We start from the raw sequence: 18,165 nt of genomic DNA on the forward strand, positions 1-18,165 counted from the left end.
GCCTTAGTTTAACCAACTTGTTCGTATTAATGGGTCATGTACGAGCAAAAATAGCGATTTTACCAGTTCAAGACCGACAGACCCGGATACAAACGGCAGGCATAGTATGACGAACACTCACCGAACAGGTATATCTCAAGCAGTTCTTGTCGTTGTGTGCCTTTCCCTGTCGTACGTTTCGTTTGCGCTGGTTCACAACATCGCCAGTACACGTTCGCAAGGAAATTTTGACGTATTGGTCGATCAAAGCCTTAACCTGATCCATCAGCAGGGAGATAAATTCAATCGGACGCTCGACGGTCTCGCCGGATTGGTGCTTGCGTCCGACACAGTGACATCGACCGAATTGGGCGAATATGCGGATGCGCTTAACCTGCATCAGGACAAGTTGGCGTCGACTGCGATCGGGTTTGCCTCGCTTGGGGAAGTTACCGATCAGAACCCGGTGAACTATGTGAACACCCACTTGGTTGAATCCGCGTTGCCGGCCCCTGTTGATGGCGCGGGTTCCGAGCATTTTGTCATCAGATTGGCAGAACCTCGGCCGCGACACGCAAGTCTGCTGGGGTACGATTTCGCGAATGAACCCGATTTGCTTGCCGCCGCGCTGACCGCCCGTGAGACCGGCGAAGCCATCGCATCTATCGGGGTCCCCAAGGGAAGCCGGACATCGGCATCACGAGAAATGTTCTTGTTAAGGCCTGTCTACAGAACACTACCAGATACAAAACCCGATACGCCCGAGAAGGCGTTTGTCGGATTTGCTTTTCTGGTCACTAACTTCAATCGCGTCTTTGTCGACTTAGCATCCGCACAGAAAGACCTTGTCTCGCTTCGTGTGGAATATAACACTCACACCGACCACGCGGTGCTATCGAATTCAAAGTTCGTCGTTCACAAATCTTTGCAGATGTATGGTCAGGAACTCAACCTGGTATGGGAAAGCACCCCTGAATTCGAAGCGCTGCAGCCGTTCAGGGCACGGTGGATCGTGTTGCTGCTTGGAGTGTTGATTACTGCTCTGATTTCCACGATTTTTGCGGTTTTCTCCAGAAGAGACCGCATGATAACTGCAATAGTCGCACAGAAAACCCGAGATCTGGAAACCCAGGACAAGGAAAAACGGTCGATTCTGGAAAACGCCATGCTTGCGATTGTTTCCGCGAATGCCGCAGGCGAAATTCTAGATACCAACGACGCCGCCAAAAAACTTCTCCGGCCGCTTGACGCTCACCAACGGGTCAAAGGCAAGCTTCTGCATCAGCTGTTGCCATCCTTCAACATCCACAGCCCCGACGGCGCATCCAAACTGCATCTTAATGCCGCCGGAAAGGCGAACAGCCTGACAATCGAAATTGAGAAAAATACCTGGGTCACCGCCGATGGTGACACCCGCATCACACTTCTTTTGCGTGACATCACCACCAGCGAACGTCATGCTCAGGAATTGCAAGAGGCCGAACAGCGCTGGAACCTGGCGCTGATGGGCGCGCAAATCGGTGTGTTTGACCTGAATTTAGAGCATGATACCTCGATTGTTTCGGACACTTGGCGCAACACTCTACGCATTGAAGGCCATATGGATGCGCGCGACCCGTACCGCTTGCAACTGGACCGCATCCATCCAGACGATCTGCCGGCCCTGCAGCTGGCCGAAATGGCGTGCATCGACGGTGAAACCGATCATGCCAAGGCGTGTTTTCGGGTAAACGTCGGCCAAGATGAATGGCGCTGGATAAAATCCGATGCGGTGGTGGTCAAGCGCGCCGCAGATGGTACTGCGCTGCGCATGCTTGGCATTCAGCTGGATGTCACGGAAAGCTTTGACCTTGATCAGATGAAGCACGATTTTGTCGCGACAGTCAGCCATGAACTGCGCACACCGTTAACATCCATCAAGGGCGCTCTTGGGTTGTTGGCCCCTCAGGTCAAGGGCGACAAGCCGCAAGCGACTGACCGCCTGATTGAAATAGCAACGTCGAACTGCGACCGGCTGACGAAGCTGGTTAATGATTTGCTGGACATGGAGAAGTTGAACGCTGGCAGCATGACCCACGACACCAAACCCGAAAATCTGACCGACATCATGATGCTTGCCGCTGAGCAACTTGAGACCTACGCATCACAATGGGAGGTCGCCCTAGAGGTCGATACACCCCAAGGAGATCAGTATATTCTGACAGATAAACTGCGTCTGACGCAGGTTTTGACCAACCTTTTATCGAATGCGTGCAAATTTGCCTATCCTGGCACCAAAGTTTGCTTGACCGCCGAAGCCTTTCCGACGTTCACCAAGGTATCTGTAAGCAATCTGGGCAAAGGTATCTCCGAGGAATTCCGCGGCCAGATCTTTCAACCGTTCTCGCAAGCTGACAACTCCGACACGAGACAACGGGGCGGGACCGGTCTGGGGCTCAACATCTCGCGTCACTTGATCGAAGCAATGGGGGGTGAGATCGGGTTTGAAAGTGATCCCGGCGAAGAAACGGTGTTCTGGTTCACCTGTCCGATCGCGGATTGGGACGAAATAGAAGATGCGGCCTAGGCACCTGCGCGGCAGGTATTTACCATCTATGGGTCAAAGTCGGTCAGAACCGGTATTCTCCAGAACTGTTTGCCGCGCTCTGCCCGTATTCTTTGACTGATACAAAGCCGTGTCGGCGTAGGATAGAATATCCTTTGCCGCCAGGTTCTTGTTTGGCCGTATCCAAACGGTACCGATACTGGCAGATATGCGGCACTGGCGACCATGAAACATGATTGGCCGTTCAAGTCGGTTGATCAACCTCTCCCCGACAGCTTGAAGATCTTTTGCGTCGTGAAGGTTTGGTAGGATCAAAGTGAATTCATCGCCCCCCACGCGGGCAACCGTATCTTCTGCGCGGGTTTCGTTTACCATTATCCTTGCCGCAGCCTGGAGCACATGGTCACCCGCCGCATGCCCATGCGTGTCATTCACATTTTTGAAGAAATCAAGATCGACCTGCATAACCGCAAAACCCTGGGCACTTTCGACCAATCGCCCCAATACATGATCGACCGCCCGACGGTTTTTCAGCCCCGTCAGGGTATCGGTGAATGCCTGCTCTTCCGCGGCGATCTTAGCTATTTGCAGTTTCAGGTTCAACCGATGTGTTGCAGACATGGCCGACGACTTTGCTTCGACGAGATATAGCATTTCCATCGCCATATCGGTCGCGGCAAAATCGGCGTTCGTCAGATTGAAGCGGCGCACGCTTTCCTGGATGGTGATACCGAACGACAGGTTAATCACAAATATTTCGGCGGTTTCGCCAAAGGGGGCCATCACAGCCTTGAAGGTGCTGGAGGGATCTTGACGGAAACACAAGTGCATGGTCATGCCCGATTGCCACTGCATATCCTCGATCGAATGGATCATCTTTGGTCGCATCACTGCGAAATGGTCGAAAAAGGACGTGTTGGGATATGTGTCATCGGGGCGCAACTTACGCAGCGTCGGACCCACATGCAGGATATTTCCGGTCTTGCCGACGACCAGGTGCATCGGGCACAAGATATCCAGCACTTGCGAATGGGCCGATCTGGTCATGGGACAGGAGCGCCCAATTCAAAACCTCGCCCTTCTGCAAAATCGCGTTCGACCAGTTTGATGCAAATCTTCTCACATCCGTCAGAACTGCAACTATTGTCGAGCAGGACCAGCGCCCCATAATCATCGGCAATAACCCGCAGCACGCCGGTCATTACATTGCCAAATCCCGGCATGGGACCACGACACACCAAGGTGAAATGACCCTGTTCAACCTGATCAATCTCCATCACCGGGAGATCAAGGTTGGGAACAGCAAGTTTTGCACGATCATGCAGGTCGTCAAGCGAATATAGAAAATCCTCAAATCCCACCCCGCCAAATCTTAACAGACGGCGCACCCCCTCTTGGGAAGGATTCGAGACAAGGTAAGCCCCGAGATCTTCCAGAAGTTCGGACTTGGGGTGCTCCAAAACGTCCGACATCGCGTCAATCACGTCAGACGTCAGACGGTATTCATAGGTCAGCATCGGTTCAAATTCTTCATCGTCCATTCCGACGCGTCTGGCGACTTGCTTCCAGACAGCAACGCCGAAGTTATCGCTGATAAAATTTTGGATAGTTCTATTTATAAGCCCGTGCATGAATACCCTTTACCGCTACCAACACCGAACATCGGTGCTCCGTGTTAACAATCCGCCAAGATTCTGCGGCGAAATTGCGGCATTGTGCAGATATCCATCTGCAGAGTCGTTCGGTTCGGTAACCGGTCTACGCGCTAGAAATCCGTCGGTGCACCGCCCTCTGATTTCCGCCGTGCCACAAATTCTGCAAGCTCTTGGCGGATCGCAACATCCATCGGCGGTTCTTCAAACTCCGCGATGATCTCCTTGAAGATCAGATGAGCGCGCTCGGGGGTCCAGACCGCTCCTGCGGCTTCCCAGCCTTCGTAATTTTTCCAGTCGCTTAAAAACGGTTGATAAAAGGCAGTGCTGTAGCGGTCCTGGGTGTGTTGAATTCCAAAGAAATGCCCGGAATTCCCAACCGCCTTAATCGCGTCCAATGCGATTTCATCCGGTCCGGTCGCGCATATATCAGGGTCCATATACCGTTGTATTTGCTGGAGAACTTCGCAATCCATGATGAATTTCTCGGGCGACGCAATCAGCCCGCCCTCCAGCCAACCGGCGGCATGATACACCATATTGGTACCTGACTGCACCGCTGCCCAGAGGCTGTTCGATGTCTCCCACATCGCCTGCCCGTCGGGTACATTCGCGGCACAGACACCCGAAGATCGCATCGGAAGATTGTAGTATCGGCACAGTTGGCCGGTCATCTGCGTCGCGCGCATGTATTCGGGTGTCCCAAAGGCCGGTGCGCCGGTTTTCATGTCAACATTTGATGTGAACGTGCCTATCGCGCACGGGGCACCCGGGTTGATGATTTGAGCCAGCACCACAGCACAAAGCGCTTCGGCAAGTGATTGCGCGACGGCACCGGACATTGTTACGGGTGCCATCGCGCCCGCAAGGGTAAAGGGCGTCACGACCAGCCCCTGCCCCCGTCTGGCAAGTCGCATCCACCCATCCAACATTGGGATGTCGTGCTTAAGCGGCGATGTCGAATTGATGTTGGTGTACATTCGCGGCGTGGCGTCAAATTCGGCGTGGCTAAGCCCTCCGGCAATACGGACCATCTCCATCACGTCCTCTACCCGTTCCTTGCCAAGGCTATAGGCATGCATGACTTTGTCGGTGATGGTAAGCTTGTCGTACAGAACATCGAGGTGTCGCACCGACGCGTGGATATCGACGGGTTCCACCGGGTATCCCCCAGCAAAGTGGATGCAGTTGAAGTACTGCGTCAGTTTAAGCAGATCTTGGCACCTGGCGCGGGTACCGGGAACTTTGGTACCAATAGACATATCCCAATAGTTGGGCGGTGAAGACACGTTGCCAAACAGCAGGTGCTTGCCCCCGATGGTGATTGTGCGATCAGGGTTTCGGGGGGTTATCGTGAACTGAGAGGGTGCCTTGCCGATCCACTCCATCACAAATTCACGCCCCATGCGCACGTTTTCACCGTTGATCGTGCAGCCGGCTTTGCGCAGGATATCCAACGCTTCGAGGTTCAGGAACTCGACGCCGATCTCTTCGAGAATGCGCATGGCACCGTCATGGATCGCATGCACGCCCTCGGGGGTCAGCGGTTCCGTTGGTCTGTCGATGTTGACGGGTGGGTTCCACGGCATCTGTTCGATAGCTGAACGCCCCCTGCGGGTGCGCGCGCCTGTCCGGCCACCGTTTCGGGTTCGACGATTATGATCGGGTGCAGCCATGGTGTTCTCCCTCGGTTGTTTCCAAGAAAGACCGACAGGTGCGCCAGGGCGTTGCCGTTTCCGACCGCAGATGTCGTTTTTTTACACGTCAGTTTGCGAACGCTATCGGGAATCCAGCCAATCCGGCAGGCCGCCAATATCGCGCAAAACCACATCTGCATGGCCTTCAAGGTCGCGATTGGTCGCAAGTCCGGTAAGCACCGCGACGCAAACCATCCCGGCAGCGCGGCCTGCAACCATATCATGGGTGCTGTCGCCGATCATGGCGATATGACCCGGCTCGACCCCGATCTTTGACGCAAAGGCCAGCAATTGGCCCGGCCCGGGCTTTGCGCCGTGACCGCTATCAAACCCCGCAATAAAATCGAACATGTCCGTAATGCCAGCTTCCGCAAGGTGCGCCTGCGCTGGTGCCTCTGCATCGTTCGTTGCCACCCCAAGCGCCAATCCCTTTTCCCTGAGCAACGTCAACAAAGGCCGCAAGGGCACAGCTTCAAGCTGCGGTGCCAACTCGGCTTCTTCATTCAAAAGATCAAGCAGCGCATGCGGGGACAGCTCGGGAACCTGCGGAGCCAATATCTGTACGACTTCGGCCGGAGTACCCGCGATGACGATGCTGTCGGGGGAAAACTTCCGGGTCCTGAAGTCAAAACCGATGAGATGGCCCAAGGCCGTCGCCCGTGCGTCCGAACCCGCACTTAGCCGCGTCAGAAAGCCTGCCGCCCATGCTTCCCACGTCGCGGAGAAATCGAAAAGGGTACCGTCCTTATCGAAAAGCAGAGCCTTTATTTCGGTCATGTCCAGTTCACCTGTTCTCCGCCGGGCAACGCATGGCGGGCCTGCATGATCCTGTCGTAAGGCGCGTTAACGCTATCGCAAAAACTGATCACCCAAGCATCATCCATCATCAAAAAATCCAGCACCGCCCCTAGAAAGGCTGCATCGCCGGCCTGATTTCGCAGGTCCTGCGCCGACGCACCGGTGGCCCCCATGAAAACCGGCATCAAGTCATCATTTGCGGCAAGCCATGCCAGGGCTTGGAGCGCAAAAGTTTCGGCGGCTTCTCGCTTGATCACAGGGGTTTTTCCTCCCGTTACAGATCTTCGAAACGGTTTGTTAACTATTAAGGTCAAAAAGAATGTGGTGGTCGAATAATTTTTTAGCGAAGGGAACGCAAGTGCAGGGTAAAATCCTCATCATTGATGCCGTTGCAACCAATCGCATTATGTTGAAGATAAAGCTTCTGTCCTCTTTTTATGATGTCACCCAGGCGACGACTGTGGCCGAGGCTTTGGCGATAGCCCAGCGGACCCCACCTGACCTTGTGATAACGACGTTCAATCTCCCGGATGCCAACGCAACGGCGGTGTGCAGCGGGCTGGCGGCACTGCCTCAGACAGCGCGAATTCCCGTTCTGGCGATCGGCGACAACCCCGATCCCGCGATCCGAAAGACGCTGCTGTCGCAAGGGGTGCACGACGTGTTGACCCGTCCGGTTCAAGATGCCCTGCTACTGGGGCGGGTACGCAGTTTGATCAGGGCGTATAACTCCTCCGAGGAATGGAACACGCGCGGCGGGGCTGGCCGGACTTTTGGCCTGGCGGAATCTCAAAGCGGGTTCGTGCATCCCGGACACATTCAGCTGGTGGGCGATGAAAAGCGTGTGAACCATATTTGGGCGTCACAACTCAGGGACATGTCGCCCAATAAGTTAACTTTATCGACGTTCGGTGACGCGTTGGAGTGTCTGCGCAATTCGACAGTGCCCGATATCTTTGTGATCGGTTTGTCAGGCAACGACAAAAACGTCGCGACGCAATTGAGCATGATATCGTCGATCCGCTCCAACGCCGTAACGCGGCACTGCGGTATTCTGGTCATCCAGAGCATTGCCGACGAACTTGTCGGTGCGAATGTTCTTGATCTGGGTGCCGACGACTTGATGCCCCACGGTTTTGAAGTAGAGGAGCTGTCGTTGCGGTTGACCAGCCTGCTGCGGCGCAAACGTCAGGCGGATTTGAATCGCCGTTGCGTCGACACTGAGCTGCGCGAAGCGATACTTGACCCGTTGACCGGACTGTACAACCGCCGGCACGCGCTGGCTGAGCTGACGCGGCTTGCCGAGAACACCCAAAACACCAGCAAGGGGTTTGCCGTGATGATCGCTGACATGGATCATTTCAAGCGCGTAAACGACGCCTTTGGCCATGCGTCGGGCGATGCCGCGCTTGTGGAAACGTCGCGCAGGCTAAAGTCGCAGCTTCGCCCTGTAGATATTTTGGCGCGCATTGGGGGGGAAGAGTTTTTGTTGATCCTCCCGTGTATCACGGATGCCGATGCGACAAGATTAGCAAAAAAGATATGCAGCATATTCAGCGACGCTCCCTTTACGCTGCCCAACGGTCCGACGTCCGTAAGCCTGACAATCAGCATAGGCATTTGCATCGCCACGGCCGATACCTTGATGGCGCGCCCCGTGAACAAGATTGCGGCTGAACTGATCAATCATGCGGATCGGGCACTTTACAGCGCGAAAAGCCTTGGTCGAAATCAGGTCAGGCTCATCCGCCAAGCAGCCTGATGTTTTGACCGCAATATTCTATGCTTTGGGGAAAGACCCATTGCAACATCGGGAGCTGCGAATTTCACCTTCGGCAAGCCACGAAGTAACCAGCAGGAAAGATTTGTATGACCACAGACCGCCCATTGATTGGTATTTCCTTGATGCTCGGGTTTTGCATCGTGGCACCTTTTGGCGATGCCGTTGCGAAACTGCTGGGGGCTTCGGTCCCTCTTGCACAGGTGGTTCTTATTCGCTTCGCGGTACAGCTGATTATTTTGGCCCCGTTGGTCTGGCTATCGCGCAGGCCATTGCGGATACGCGGCGTTGTATTGTGGCTGACCGTATTGCGCACATTGCTGCATATCGCAGGGATCGCAGCCATGTTCACGGCGCTGAAATACCTGCCTTTGGCAGATGCCGTGGCTATCGTGTTTGTCATGCCATTCTTCATGCTGATCCTGGGTAAGTTCGTATTATCCGAAGAAGTCGGAGGTCGCAGATTACTGGCGTGTGTCGCCGGATTCGGTGGTACCTTGCTTATCGTGCAACCCAGCTTTTCCGAGGTCGGTTGGCCAGCGATCCTTCCAGTATTTGTCGCTGCCAACTTTTCGGTTTTCATCCTGGTGACCCGTAAGATTGCGAAACATACCGACCCCATCAGCCTGCAAGCCGTAAGCGGCGCGATGGCTGTGGCGCTGATGGTTCCCGTGATATGGGGGGGTGAAAAACTGGGCATTGGCGCTTTCACGATGATCACGCCCAACACAGACCAGTGGTTTCTCTTGCTCGCTATCGGAATTCTCGGCAGTCTTGCTCACCTGTTGATGACCTGGTCGTTGCGCTATGCGCCTGCCGCGACGCTTGCCCCGATGCAGTATCTGGAAATTCCGATCGCCACGCTTATTGGTTTGCTGATCTTCAACGATTTCCCCGATGGGTGGGCGATGGTTGGCATAGCCGTCACGATGGCCGCAGGCGTGTATATTCTTATCCGGGAGGGGGCCATCCAGCGGCGTCTGGATGCAATAAATCCTCAGCAACCTGCCGAATAATGCGCCGCGGCAGCATCAAAATTGCATTCGGGTCGTCCATTTCCAAACGAGCGGGGCCGAGCGCCCGATTCGAGGTTCCAATCTGCGAGAGCGGGTTCAGGTCCAGCCCATCGATCGGCCATTCCAACCCGTCGCTGCGACCCTGTGTCGGTCCCAACGGAAAGATCGATACGACGTCGCCCGGTACGGTTGCCACTTCAAGTTCGGGGGGTGCCAGCAGAACGATCTGGGACTGCGCCACCAGAATGCAGCGCCGATGTGCGTATCGTACCAAACTATGCAATACTGCCAGTTGGTGGTCCAAGCGACCGCCACAAAAACCCACCCCTATTACCAGAGGTGTATCCAGATTGCGCAAAGCTTTATCAAAATCGGTTGTATCCTGTTCATCGATTTTGAATTGCCGATCCTTTGGTATTTGCGCCAGAGCGGTTTCGGCTATCGAATCGAAATCGCCGATCAGCGCCGCAAGAGGCACGCCTGCCTTCAGCGCAAGCAAGGCCCCGGCGTCCGCCGCAACACAGGTCGGCGCGATCGTCAGAGCCTCGTTCAGGTCGCCTACGCAGGCCTCGCCCCCGCCCACCAGGGTGAGCGGTGTTAAACTGGAAACAATCATGTCAATCACGCAAATTCCTTGGTCTCGGGAAACAATGCCACAAAGTTGACATAAAATGATACGCTGATAGGCACAGATTCGAGCCGCTTTAGACTTGAACAACATGGTAAACAGTAAGCTGCAAATAGGCAGAGGACGACCATCCGATGATGAATAACAATAAAATTCTAACGGTCTCATACGGCACCTTTTCGTGTACGTTAGAAGGCTTTGACGATTCATTCGGCACCATGAAGGCGATTGCGGAGTATTTTCGCGACCTCGCATCGGAAGACCGCTATTTCGGGGCAGAACCGCCACAACCGGACGCTGACATGTTGGCCCACATTGCGCAGAAAGAAATTTCGCGCAGGGTGGAGGCGCGTCAGCAGGATGGCAAGATTGTCCTGAGCGCTCAGCCCGATGCAAATGCCGATAAACAGCGCGATGAAGTGCAACCCGCTGCCGAAGCACCCACAGCTGAACCTGCCAATCGTATCTCTCTTCGCGGCGAAAAGGATACCTCACCCTACTATGTGACATATCAGGTGAGCCCACTGAAAGCGTTGGGTCATGCGCGCAAGGTCACACCGAAGACCCCTGAGCCCGATGCTGCCAAGCCTTCGGACCAACCCGTAGCCGAGCAGGATGCAGATCAGTCCATTGAGAAACCTGTCGAAGCCAAGCGTGATGCGCCTGCGAACCAGACAGATGACGCAAAGATCAAGGCACCCGAGCCAACCGCAGCACCAGCAGTGGCCGCGGAACCGGTTCAGCACAAGGAAGTTGCTGTCTCCGATCAGTCTGACGATGAAATCGACGCGTTCTTCGCAGAGAGCCGCCACGAGGAGCCTGTTGCCGAAGACATCCAGGATAGTGCCAATATCCCCTCCCCAAGCGTCTCGGCTCACGATAGTATTGCCGCAAAGCTGCAACGCATCCGCGCGGTCGTGTCCAAGCAGGAAACCAAGGCAACCAAGGTCGACTACAGCGAAGACGAGCATGCCGAAGACACGGACCGTGGACCTCAATCTTCACCGAGATCCGATCTCGTTTCTGACGCGGTACACGACATTGAAGAAGCATTGGACGCTGATGACGCGGTGGAAATGACCAGTGCACGGCAACGCGACCAAGGTGAACAAAGCGATGAGGAAGTAAATTCGCTGCTGAGCCGCCTTGATGAACAAAGCGAACTGGCATCCGACCCCGAGACAGCGATCCAAGACGAAAGCCCCCTTGCCGAGCAAGCTAACGACGCCGTTGTGACACGGGGTTCCGCCTCGGCTGAAGCAGAGGCGCTGGCTTCGGACGACGATATCGAAGATCAGGTTTCTGAAGAAGTTCCAACCGAAGCCAAGGCAAGTGAAACTGACGCTGTCGCTGAAGCGGAAGAAGACACAAAGCACGAAGTGGCATCCGAACCCAAAGAGATGGATGCACCCCGTGGCCGCGTGATCAAGGTAAAGCGCGCGGATCTTGAACACGCCATCGCCAAAGGAGCGTTGGAGGAGGTCGCACCGGAAACAGAGAGCGTTGACGCTTCGTCTTCCGAGCCAGACCACGGTGTTGTATCGACGCTATCTGACGAAGACGAAGACGAACTGGCGCGTGAATTGGCCGCCGTTGAGGCGACGTTGGCAGATGGATCGCAAGAGGCCGAAGATGCGCATCAGCTCGATGGCTCCGCCCGGCGGGTCCTTCCGACGTTGGATGCGGATCAGGAATCAGACATGAACCGCTTGCTGGCGGAAACCGACAACCAGATGGACGACCCGGAAGGTGCCACGCGTCGCGACGCGATTACCCATCTTCGTGCAGCAGTCGCCGCCCGAAAGGCAGACGCGGCACTGGGAGGTACGGATGCCCACGAAAAGGACAAGAATGCCTATCGGAGTGATCTAGCCGAAGTAGTAAGACCGCGCCGCCCTGCGACTGGCAATGCCCGGACGGAGCGTCCGTCAGAGGGCCGTCCTGCGCCGCTGAAACTTGTGGCAGAACAGCGTATCGACACGAACGCACCCCATGTATCGGCACCTGTACGTCCCCGCCGCGTTGCAGCAGTGGCCGTTCCAGATGCGCCGGCAGCCGCCGCCGGCGGCTTTGCCGAATTCGCATCCGAAATGGGGGCAACCAAGTTGCCTGATCTGTTGGAAGCGGCTGCGGCCTATATGGCGTTCGTCGAAGGGCTGGACCAGTTTTCCAGACCCCAGCTGATGAATACGGTGCGCCAGAGCAGCGACGAAGACTTTAGCCGCGAAGAAGGATTGCGGCACTTCGGGCAGTTGTTGCGCACAGGTAAGCTGCAAAAACTGAACGGCGGACAGTTCAAAGCAACTGATGACATCGGATTTCAACCTGATGCACGCGCTGCGAGCTAAGAATATTACGGACAATATGAAAAACGGCCCCGAGTTTGGGGCCGTTTTTTATTGTAAACAGGTTATTCTCGGTCGTCAGGGTCTTGCTGACCTATCCCTTTGAAGATGAACTTGAACGGAATGGCCCATACGACCCCAAGACCGACGTAGACAAGTATCTCGACCAGCACCGACGGGCGATCAAACAGCGCAACCACCCAGACTGCGGCGATGATGTACAGCGGCAAGCCGACAAGTAATATGATCAGCGCCCATCTGCGTCGTGCTTTGTAACCGAGTGCCATTTTGCGGGTCTCCTTTGATCATCTCCATCACTGCGGCATCCGCCGCGCTGGATATATCTCCAGCCTAGTCGGCGAACGGGTCGGTCACCAAGATCGTGTCATCGCGTTCCGGCGATGTAGAAAGAAGCGCAACCGGGCAGCCGATCAATTCTTCTACGCGACGTACATATTTGATCGCGTTGGCCGGCAGGTCGGCCCAACTGCGCGCGCCTTCGGTAGATTCGGACCAACCGGCCATTTCTTCGTAGACAGGTGTACAGCGGGCCTGTTGATCCGCTGCGGTGGGCAGATATTCCAGCGTTTTCCCGTCCAGTTCATAGCCGACACAAATCTTCAGGGTCTCAAAACCGTCCAGAACATCAAGCTTGGTAAAGGCTATTCCGTTTACACCCGATGTCGCACAGGTCTGCCGGACCAATACGGCGTCAAACCATCCACACCGCCGCTTACGCCCGGTGACCGTGCCAAACTCATGCCCCCGCTCCCCCAGACGCTGGCCATCGGCATCGTGCAATTCCGCAGGGAAAGGCCCTTCGCCAACGCGGGTGGTGTAGGCTTTGACGATGCCCAATACAAAGTCGATCGAACCCGGTCCGATCCCGGTACCTGTCGCCGCTTGACCGGCGATCACATTTGATGACGTCACATAGGGATAAGTGCCGAAATCGATATCAAGCAACGCACCTTGGGCACCTTCAAAGAGAATCCGTTTTCCCGCCTTGCGGTTTTCGTTCAGCACTTTCCAAACTGGTGCAGCATATTCCAGCACAGAAGGGGCAATTTCGCGCAGCGCCGCAATCAATGCGTCACGGTCAACGGGATCAAGCCCAAGCCCACGGCGCAGCGCGTCGTGGTGCACCAAGGCCCGGTCAACGCGCAGCTCCAGCGTGGCGTCATCCGCCAGATCCGCCACGCGCACAGAACGGCGCCCGACCTTGTCCTCATACGCAGGGCCGATACCCCGGCCAGTGGTACCAATCTTTGCCACACCGACCTGTTCTTCGCGGGCCCGGTCCAATTCACCGTGGATCGGCAGGATAAGCGGGGTATTTTCCGCAATCATCAGCGTGTCGGGCGTTATCGTTACACCTTGGGCACGCAGCGCTTCGATCTCTTTGACCAGATGCCAGGGATCAAGCACGACACCATTGCCAATTACCGACAATTTACCGCCCCGCACAATGCCTGACGGTAGTAGGCTTAGCTTGAAGACAGTTCCGTCGATCACCAGCGTGTGGCCTGCGTTGTGGCCCCCTTGGAACCGCGCGATGATATCGGCGCGTTCGCTAAGCCAGTCAACGATCTTGCCTTTTCCCTCGTCGCCCCACTGAGCGCCTACGACAACGACATTGGCCATGATGATATTCCTTTAACAGTTCAAATAACCGTGCAAACCCGCGCCGGTATAGCGGCGGCGGCACGGAACCGAAACTGCAAAATGATGCGCGGCACCAATGAGAGCGCAAATATCCGCTTTGATTATAGATTTACCGGAGAAATGACATAAGTTTTCAAGCGGACGGCCGAAGCATAGCGACTTTCGGTCACAGCTTCATGGCGAGGGCGATACGAATGGGTTTCTTGATGCGGTGGGCGTTTGCCTTTGTTCTATTGGCGGTAACTTTTAACCCTACGGCTTATAACTATGTAAGCTGGGTGCGTGCCTATGGTTATATGAACCTGTCGATCGCAGTCCTGTTGGGACTGTTGCTGTTTATAGGATATATCATTTATCTGCGCGCCACCCTTCGTTCCATCGGAGGCTTGGGGATGTTGCTGGTAATTGCGCTGGTCAGCGCATGTTTGTGGGTCTTATATGACTTTGGGATATTGCGACTGGATAACCCGAGCTTCAACACGTGGATCGCGATTCTTGCCTTAAGCTTTGTCCTTGGAATCGGCCTGAGCTGGAGCATCTTTCGTCGTGCCGTTTCGGGTCAGGCCGATGTGGATGACGTTGAAACCTGATCGACACCGGCGTAGATACAGCGCTATGGCAAAGCCGGGACCGTGACCAAATTTCCCTCAAAGGATTGCGAACAAGCATCGCGGCCCCAATCCTCCCTTGCCCCCATGGGCAAACTTGCCTAGATACGCCCAAAGTGAAAAGCGAAGAGCCGTAGGTACCAATGGAAAATGTCGTCCTGATCATCCATCTTATTCTGGCCCTTGGTCTGATTGCAGTCGTGTTGCTGCAACGGTCGGAAGGCGGTGGCCTTGGTATGGGCGGTGGCGGCGGTGGCGGTGCGGTATCCGGGCGCTCTGCTGCGACAGCGATGGGCAAGATTACCTGGGTTCTTGCCACACTCTTCATCATTACATCAATTACGTTGACAATCATCGCTGCGGAAAAGTCGGCCGGTTCGTCTGTAATTGATCGGCTTGGCGTCACACCGCCCGCCGCTAATGTACCCGCGTCCCCGGCCCTGCCCGACAGCAACAGCCTGCTGCCACCCACCGCCGAGGAAAACACGCCGCAAGTTCCGACGGCTGATTAATTCAGCCTCTACAATCGCTTGGGCTTAGGTCGATAAACGCCACACGATGTTGCGGCACGGCCTTGCCTTGCACCTACGAATCCTGTTAGCCTTAAGTCCCGTGGTGCTGTGGTTTTCCGCAGCTCATTTGGCTGGCTATTGCCACATCAAATCTGAATTTCACGGGGGTCTTCGATCACATGGCACGCTATATTTTTATCACCGGCGGTGTGGTTTCCAGCCTTGGCAAAGGTCTCGCCTCCGCAGCACTAGGCGCGTTGCTGCAAGCCCGCGGTTTTTCGGTAAGGCTGCGCAAGCTTGACCCTTATCTCAACGTCGATCCCGGCACGATGTCGCCTTTCGAACATGGCGAAGTGTTTGTGACCGACGACGGAGCAGAGACTGACCTGGATCTCGGCCACTATGAGCGGTTCACGGGTGTTGCCGCGCGAAAGACCGATTCAATCAGCTCCGGCCGGGTCTATTCGACGGTTCTCGAAAAGGAACGCCGTGGAGATTATCTGGGTAAGACTATTCAGGTCATTCCGCATGTCACCAACGAAATCAAAGAGTTCCTTGATGTCGGCGGCGACGAAGTCGATTTCATGCTGTGCGAAATCGGCGGTACTGTAGGCGATATCGAGGGGCTGCCGTTCTTCGAGGCGATCCGCCAATTCAGTCATGACAAGCCTCGGGGTCAGTGTATCTTCATGCATTTGACCTTGCTGCCCTATCTTGCCGCAAGTGGCGAGCTGAAAACCAAACCCACCCAGCATTCGGTCAAGGAATTGCAAAGCATCGGTATCGCCCCGGATATTCTTGTCTGTCGTTCTGAACACCCCATTCCGGAGAAAGAGCGCGAAAAGATCGCCCTGTTCTGTAATGTGCGTAAGGAAGCCGTGGTCGCTGCTTATGACCTGAAGACGATCTACGACGCGCCTTTGGCGTATCATGCGCAGGGCCTGGATCAAGCGGTTCTGGATGCCTTCGGGATATCACCTGCACCCAAGCCCGATCTGTCGGTTTGGCGTGATGTATCCGACCGAGTTCATAACCCCGAAGGGTCGGTCAAGGTGGCGATCGTGGGCAAGTACACTCAGCTTGAGGATGCTTATAAATCCATCGCAGAGGCGCTGACCCATGGCGGCATGGCCAACCGGGTCAAAGTAAATATCGAGTGGGTAGATGCAGAAGTCTTTGACCAGTCCGATGACCTTGCATCACATTTGGAAGGCTTTCAGGCAATTCTGGTACCCGGTGGATTTGGCGAACGCGGCACCGAAGGCAAGATCAAGGCGGCGCAGTATGCGCGGGAACACAAAGTCCCCTATCTTGGCATTTGTCTGGGCATGCAGATGGCCGTGATCGAAGCGGCTCGGAACGTGGCGGGATTGGCCACCGCCGGGTCAGAGGAGTTCGATCATGAATCGACCGGTAAGAAACGTTTTGAACCAGTGGTTTACCACCTGAAAGAATGGGTGCAGGGCAATCACAAGGTTGAACGCAAGCTCAGCGACGACAAGGGCGGCACGATGCGCCTGGGAGCTTATGACGCAACGCTGAAAGAAGGGTCCCGTGTGGCGGATATCTACGGCACCGTATCGATTGATGAACGCCATCGCCATCGCTACGAAGTTGATACCGCGTACAGAGACCAGCTGGAAACAGCCGGCCTGACGTTTTCGGGAATGTCTCCTGACGGAAAGTTGCCCGAGATCGTGGAATGGTCGGACCATCCATGGTTCATCGGCGTTCAGTTTCATCCTGAACTCAAATCAAAGCCCTTTGACCCGCACCCGTTGTTCAAGGATTTCGTTCGCGCAGCCAAGGACATGTCGCGGCTCGTCTGATCCTGTCGAAAGGCGACCCCGATATGCTAAGCTATCAACACATCTATCACGCCGGCAATCTGGCGGACGTCCACAAACACAGCCTGTTGGCGTGGATGTTAAGTTACCTGACGCGAAAGGATAAACCTCTTAGCTATCTGGAAACTCACGCCGGTCGCGCCCTGTACGACCTGTCTGACGCGCCCGCGTTGAAAACCGGCGAAGCCGAGCAAGGCATTGGCCGCGCTCGTAAATGGTTCGCGCCCGATCATCCCTATGTTCGGGTACTGGACGAGGTAAACCGGGAAAAGGGCGCGCATGCCTATCCTGGTTCCCCGCTTATCGCCGCCAAACTGCTGCGCGAAGGTGACAGTATCCACCTTGCTGAACTTCACCCCGGTGAACACAGTGCGCTGGATCTTGCGATGTCACCCTATCAGGCAAAATGCCACTATAGCGACGGGTTCGACATGGCCTTTGCCCTGACCCCGCCGACGCCGCGCCGTGGGCTTATGCTGATCGACCCAAGCTTTGAAATCAAGACCGACTATGTTGATATCCCCCGCAATATCGGCAAGTTGGCCAAGGCGTGGAACGTCGGCGTTATCGCGCTTTGGTACCCCATTTTGACCAGCAAAGCCCATCACGGGATGCTAAGCACCTTGGTATCCGCCCACCCTGACGCGCTGCGACACGAGGTTGACTTTGCCCCTGCCCGCCCAGGTCACGGCATGGTCGGTTCGGGCTTGTTCGTGATTAATCCCCCCTTTGGTCTGAGGGAAGAAGCGGCTAAGCTCGGTCTCAAGTTCAAGAGCTTGCCCAGATAAGGACCCTCTCTATGCCCAAAGGTTACTGGATCGCCAATGTCGATGTCCACGATGCCGCCGTGTATGAAAAATACCGCGCAGCCAATGCCAAACCCTTTGCCGATTTCGGGGCAAAGTTCCTGGTCAGGGGGGCTGCGCCTGACATCCGTGAAGGATCATCGCACCCCCGAGTCGTCGTGATCGAATTTGCCAGTCTTGCGGATGCGGTAGCCTGCTATGAAAGCGCGGGTTACCAAGCCGCAAAGGACATCCGCGCCAGTGTATCAGACGGTAATCTGGTCATCGTCGAGGGCTATACCCCATAG

At 55.5% G+C, this 18,165-nt stretch carries 17 protein-coding genes; 9 read left to right on the plus strand and 8 right to left on the minus strand.

Annotated features, from left to right (window positions below; all coding sequences use genetic code 11):
- The first annotated feature begins 106 nt into the window (after window positions 1–106).
- The gene (locus AC13DE_RS09955) at window positions 107–2,545 is read left to right on the plus strand and encodes an ATP-binding protein (RefSeq protein ID WP_483047724.1); all 2,439 of its coding nucleotides are present in this window, start codon (window positions 107–109) and stop codon (window positions 2,543–2,545) included.
- 33 nt (window positions 2,546–2,578) lie between these two features.
- Here AC13DE_RS09955 and AC13DE_RS09960 read toward each other — a convergent pair whose 3' ends face one another.
- The 5 genes from AC13DE_RS09960 to AC13DE_RS09980 form a co-directional block, all read right to left on the minus strand.
- Entirely contained in the window at window positions 2,579–3,571 is a 993-nt protein-coding gene (locus AC13DE_RS09960) for a diguanylate cyclase domain-containing protein (RefSeq protein WP_483047725.1), read from the minus strand.
- Complete coding sequence (locus AC13DE_RS09965) at window positions 3,568–4,155, minus strand: heme NO-binding domain-containing protein (protein ID WP_446312481.1); 588 nt, start codon at window positions 4,153–4,155, stop codon at window positions 3,568–3,570. The genes AC13DE_RS09960 and AC13DE_RS09965 overlap by 4 nt, the downstream gene beginning before the upstream one ends.
- A 134-nt stretch (window positions 4,156–4,289) precedes the next feature.
- Window positions 4,290–5,852: a trimethylamine methyltransferase family protein gene (locus AC13DE_RS09970; protein ID WP_483047726.1), complete on the minus strand. Its 1,563-nt coding sequence runs from the start codon at window positions 5,850–5,852 to the stop codon at window positions 4,290–4,292.
- A 102-nt stretch (window positions 5,853–5,954) separates the two neighbouring features.
- Window positions 5,955–6,650 (minus strand): HAD family hydrolase, encoded by a 696-nt coding sequence (locus AC13DE_RS09975; protein WP_483047727.1) that lies wholly within the window; start codon window positions 6,648–6,650, stop codon window positions 5,955–5,957.
- Entirely contained in the window at window positions 6,647–6,925 is a 279-nt protein-coding gene (locus tag AC13DE_RS09980) for a DUF3572 domain-containing protein (protein ID WP_446296141.1), read from the minus strand. Before AC13DE_RS09980 ends, AC13DE_RS09975 begins: the two co-directional genes overlap by 4 nt.
- Window positions 6,926–7,029: 104 nt before the next feature.
- Between AC13DE_RS09980 and AC13DE_RS09985 the strand changes: the two genes are divergently transcribed.
- On the plus strand, window positions 7,030–8,433 hold the full coding sequence (locus AC13DE_RS09985) for a diguanylate cyclase domain-containing protein (protein ID WP_483047728.1): 1,404 nt from the start codon (window positions 7,030–7,032) through the stop codon (window positions 8,431–8,433).
- 107 nt (window positions 8,434–8,540) lie between these two features.
- The gene (locus tag AC13DE_RS09990; RefSeq protein WP_483047729.1) at window positions 8,541–9,467 is read left to right on the plus strand and encodes a DMT family transporter; all 927 of its coding nucleotides are present in this window, start codon (window positions 8,541–8,543) and stop codon (window positions 9,465–9,467) included.
- On the opposite strand, the gene AC13DE_RS09995 is transcribed toward AC13DE_RS09990, so the two are convergent.
- Entirely contained in the window at window positions 9,403–10,083 is a 681-nt protein-coding gene (locus AC13DE_RS09995) for a thiamine diphosphokinase (protein WP_483047844.1), read from the minus strand. The genes AC13DE_RS09990 and AC13DE_RS09995 overlap by 65 nt on opposite strands.
- Before the next feature lie 146 nt (window positions 10,084–10,229).
- Between AC13DE_RS09995 and AC13DE_RS10000 the strand changes: the two genes are divergently transcribed.
- Window positions 10,230–12,443, plus strand: a complete 2,214-nt coding sequence (locus AC13DE_RS10000) for a hypothetical protein (protein WP_483047730.1) — start codon at window positions 10,230–10,232, stop codon at window positions 12,441–12,443.
- Window positions 12,444–12,505: 62 nt separating this feature from the next.
- On the opposite strand, the gene AC13DE_RS10005 is transcribed toward AC13DE_RS10000, so the two are convergent.
- Window positions 12,506–12,727, minus strand: a complete 222-nt coding sequence (locus AC13DE_RS10005; protein ID WP_446312475.1) for a DUF2842 domain-containing protein — start codon at window positions 12,725–12,727, stop codon at window positions 12,506–12,508.
- A 64-nt stretch (window positions 12,728–12,791) separates the two neighbouring features.
- A complete protein-coding gene (locus AC13DE_RS10010; RefSeq protein ID WP_446312474.1) occupies window positions 12,792–14,084 on the minus strand; it encodes an adenylosuccinate synthase in 1,293 nt (430 codons plus the stop codon).
- 215 nt (window positions 14,085–14,299) lie between these two features.
- Between AC13DE_RS10010 and AC13DE_RS10015 the strand changes: the two genes are divergently transcribed.
- The 5 genes from AC13DE_RS10015 (at window position 14,300) to AC13DE_RS10035 (ending at window position 18,165) form a co-directional block, all read left to right on the plus strand.
- Window positions 14,300–14,695 carry a DUF6524 family protein gene (locus AC13DE_RS10015; RefSeq protein WP_446312473.1) on the plus strand — a complete coding sequence of 132 codons (396 nt, stop codon included), beginning with the start codon at window positions 14,300–14,302 and terminating at the stop codon, window positions 14,693–14,695.
- A 161-nt stretch (window positions 14,696–14,856) separates the two neighbouring features.
- Window positions 14,857–15,225 carry a preprotein translocase subunit SecG gene (secG, locus tag AC13DE_RS10020; protein WP_446296108.1) on the plus strand — a complete coding sequence of 123 codons (369 nt, stop codon included), beginning with the start codon at window positions 14,857–14,859 and terminating at the stop codon, window positions 15,223–15,225.
- Between the two features lie 179 nt (window positions 15,226–15,404).
- On the plus strand, window positions 15,405–17,054 hold the full coding sequence (locus tag AC13DE_RS10025; RefSeq protein ID WP_446296109.1) for a CTP synthase: 1,650 nt from the start codon (window positions 15,405–15,407) through the stop codon (window positions 17,052–17,054).
- A 23-nt stretch (window positions 17,055–17,077) separates the two neighbouring features.
- A complete protein-coding gene (locus AC13DE_RS10030; protein ID WP_483047731.1) occupies window positions 17,078–17,860 on the plus strand; it encodes a 23S rRNA (adenine(2030)-N(6))-methyltransferase RlmJ in 783 nt (260 codons plus the stop codon).
- Between the two features lie 11 nt (window positions 17,861–17,871).
- The gene (locus AC13DE_RS10035) at window positions 17,872–18,165 is read left to right on the plus strand and encodes a DUF1330 domain-containing protein (protein WP_446296113.1); all 294 of its coding nucleotides are present in this window, start codon (window positions 17,872–17,874) and stop codon (window positions 18,163–18,165) included.

The sequence above is a fragment of the Sulfitobacter sp. L-8 genome, assembly GCF_056859255.1.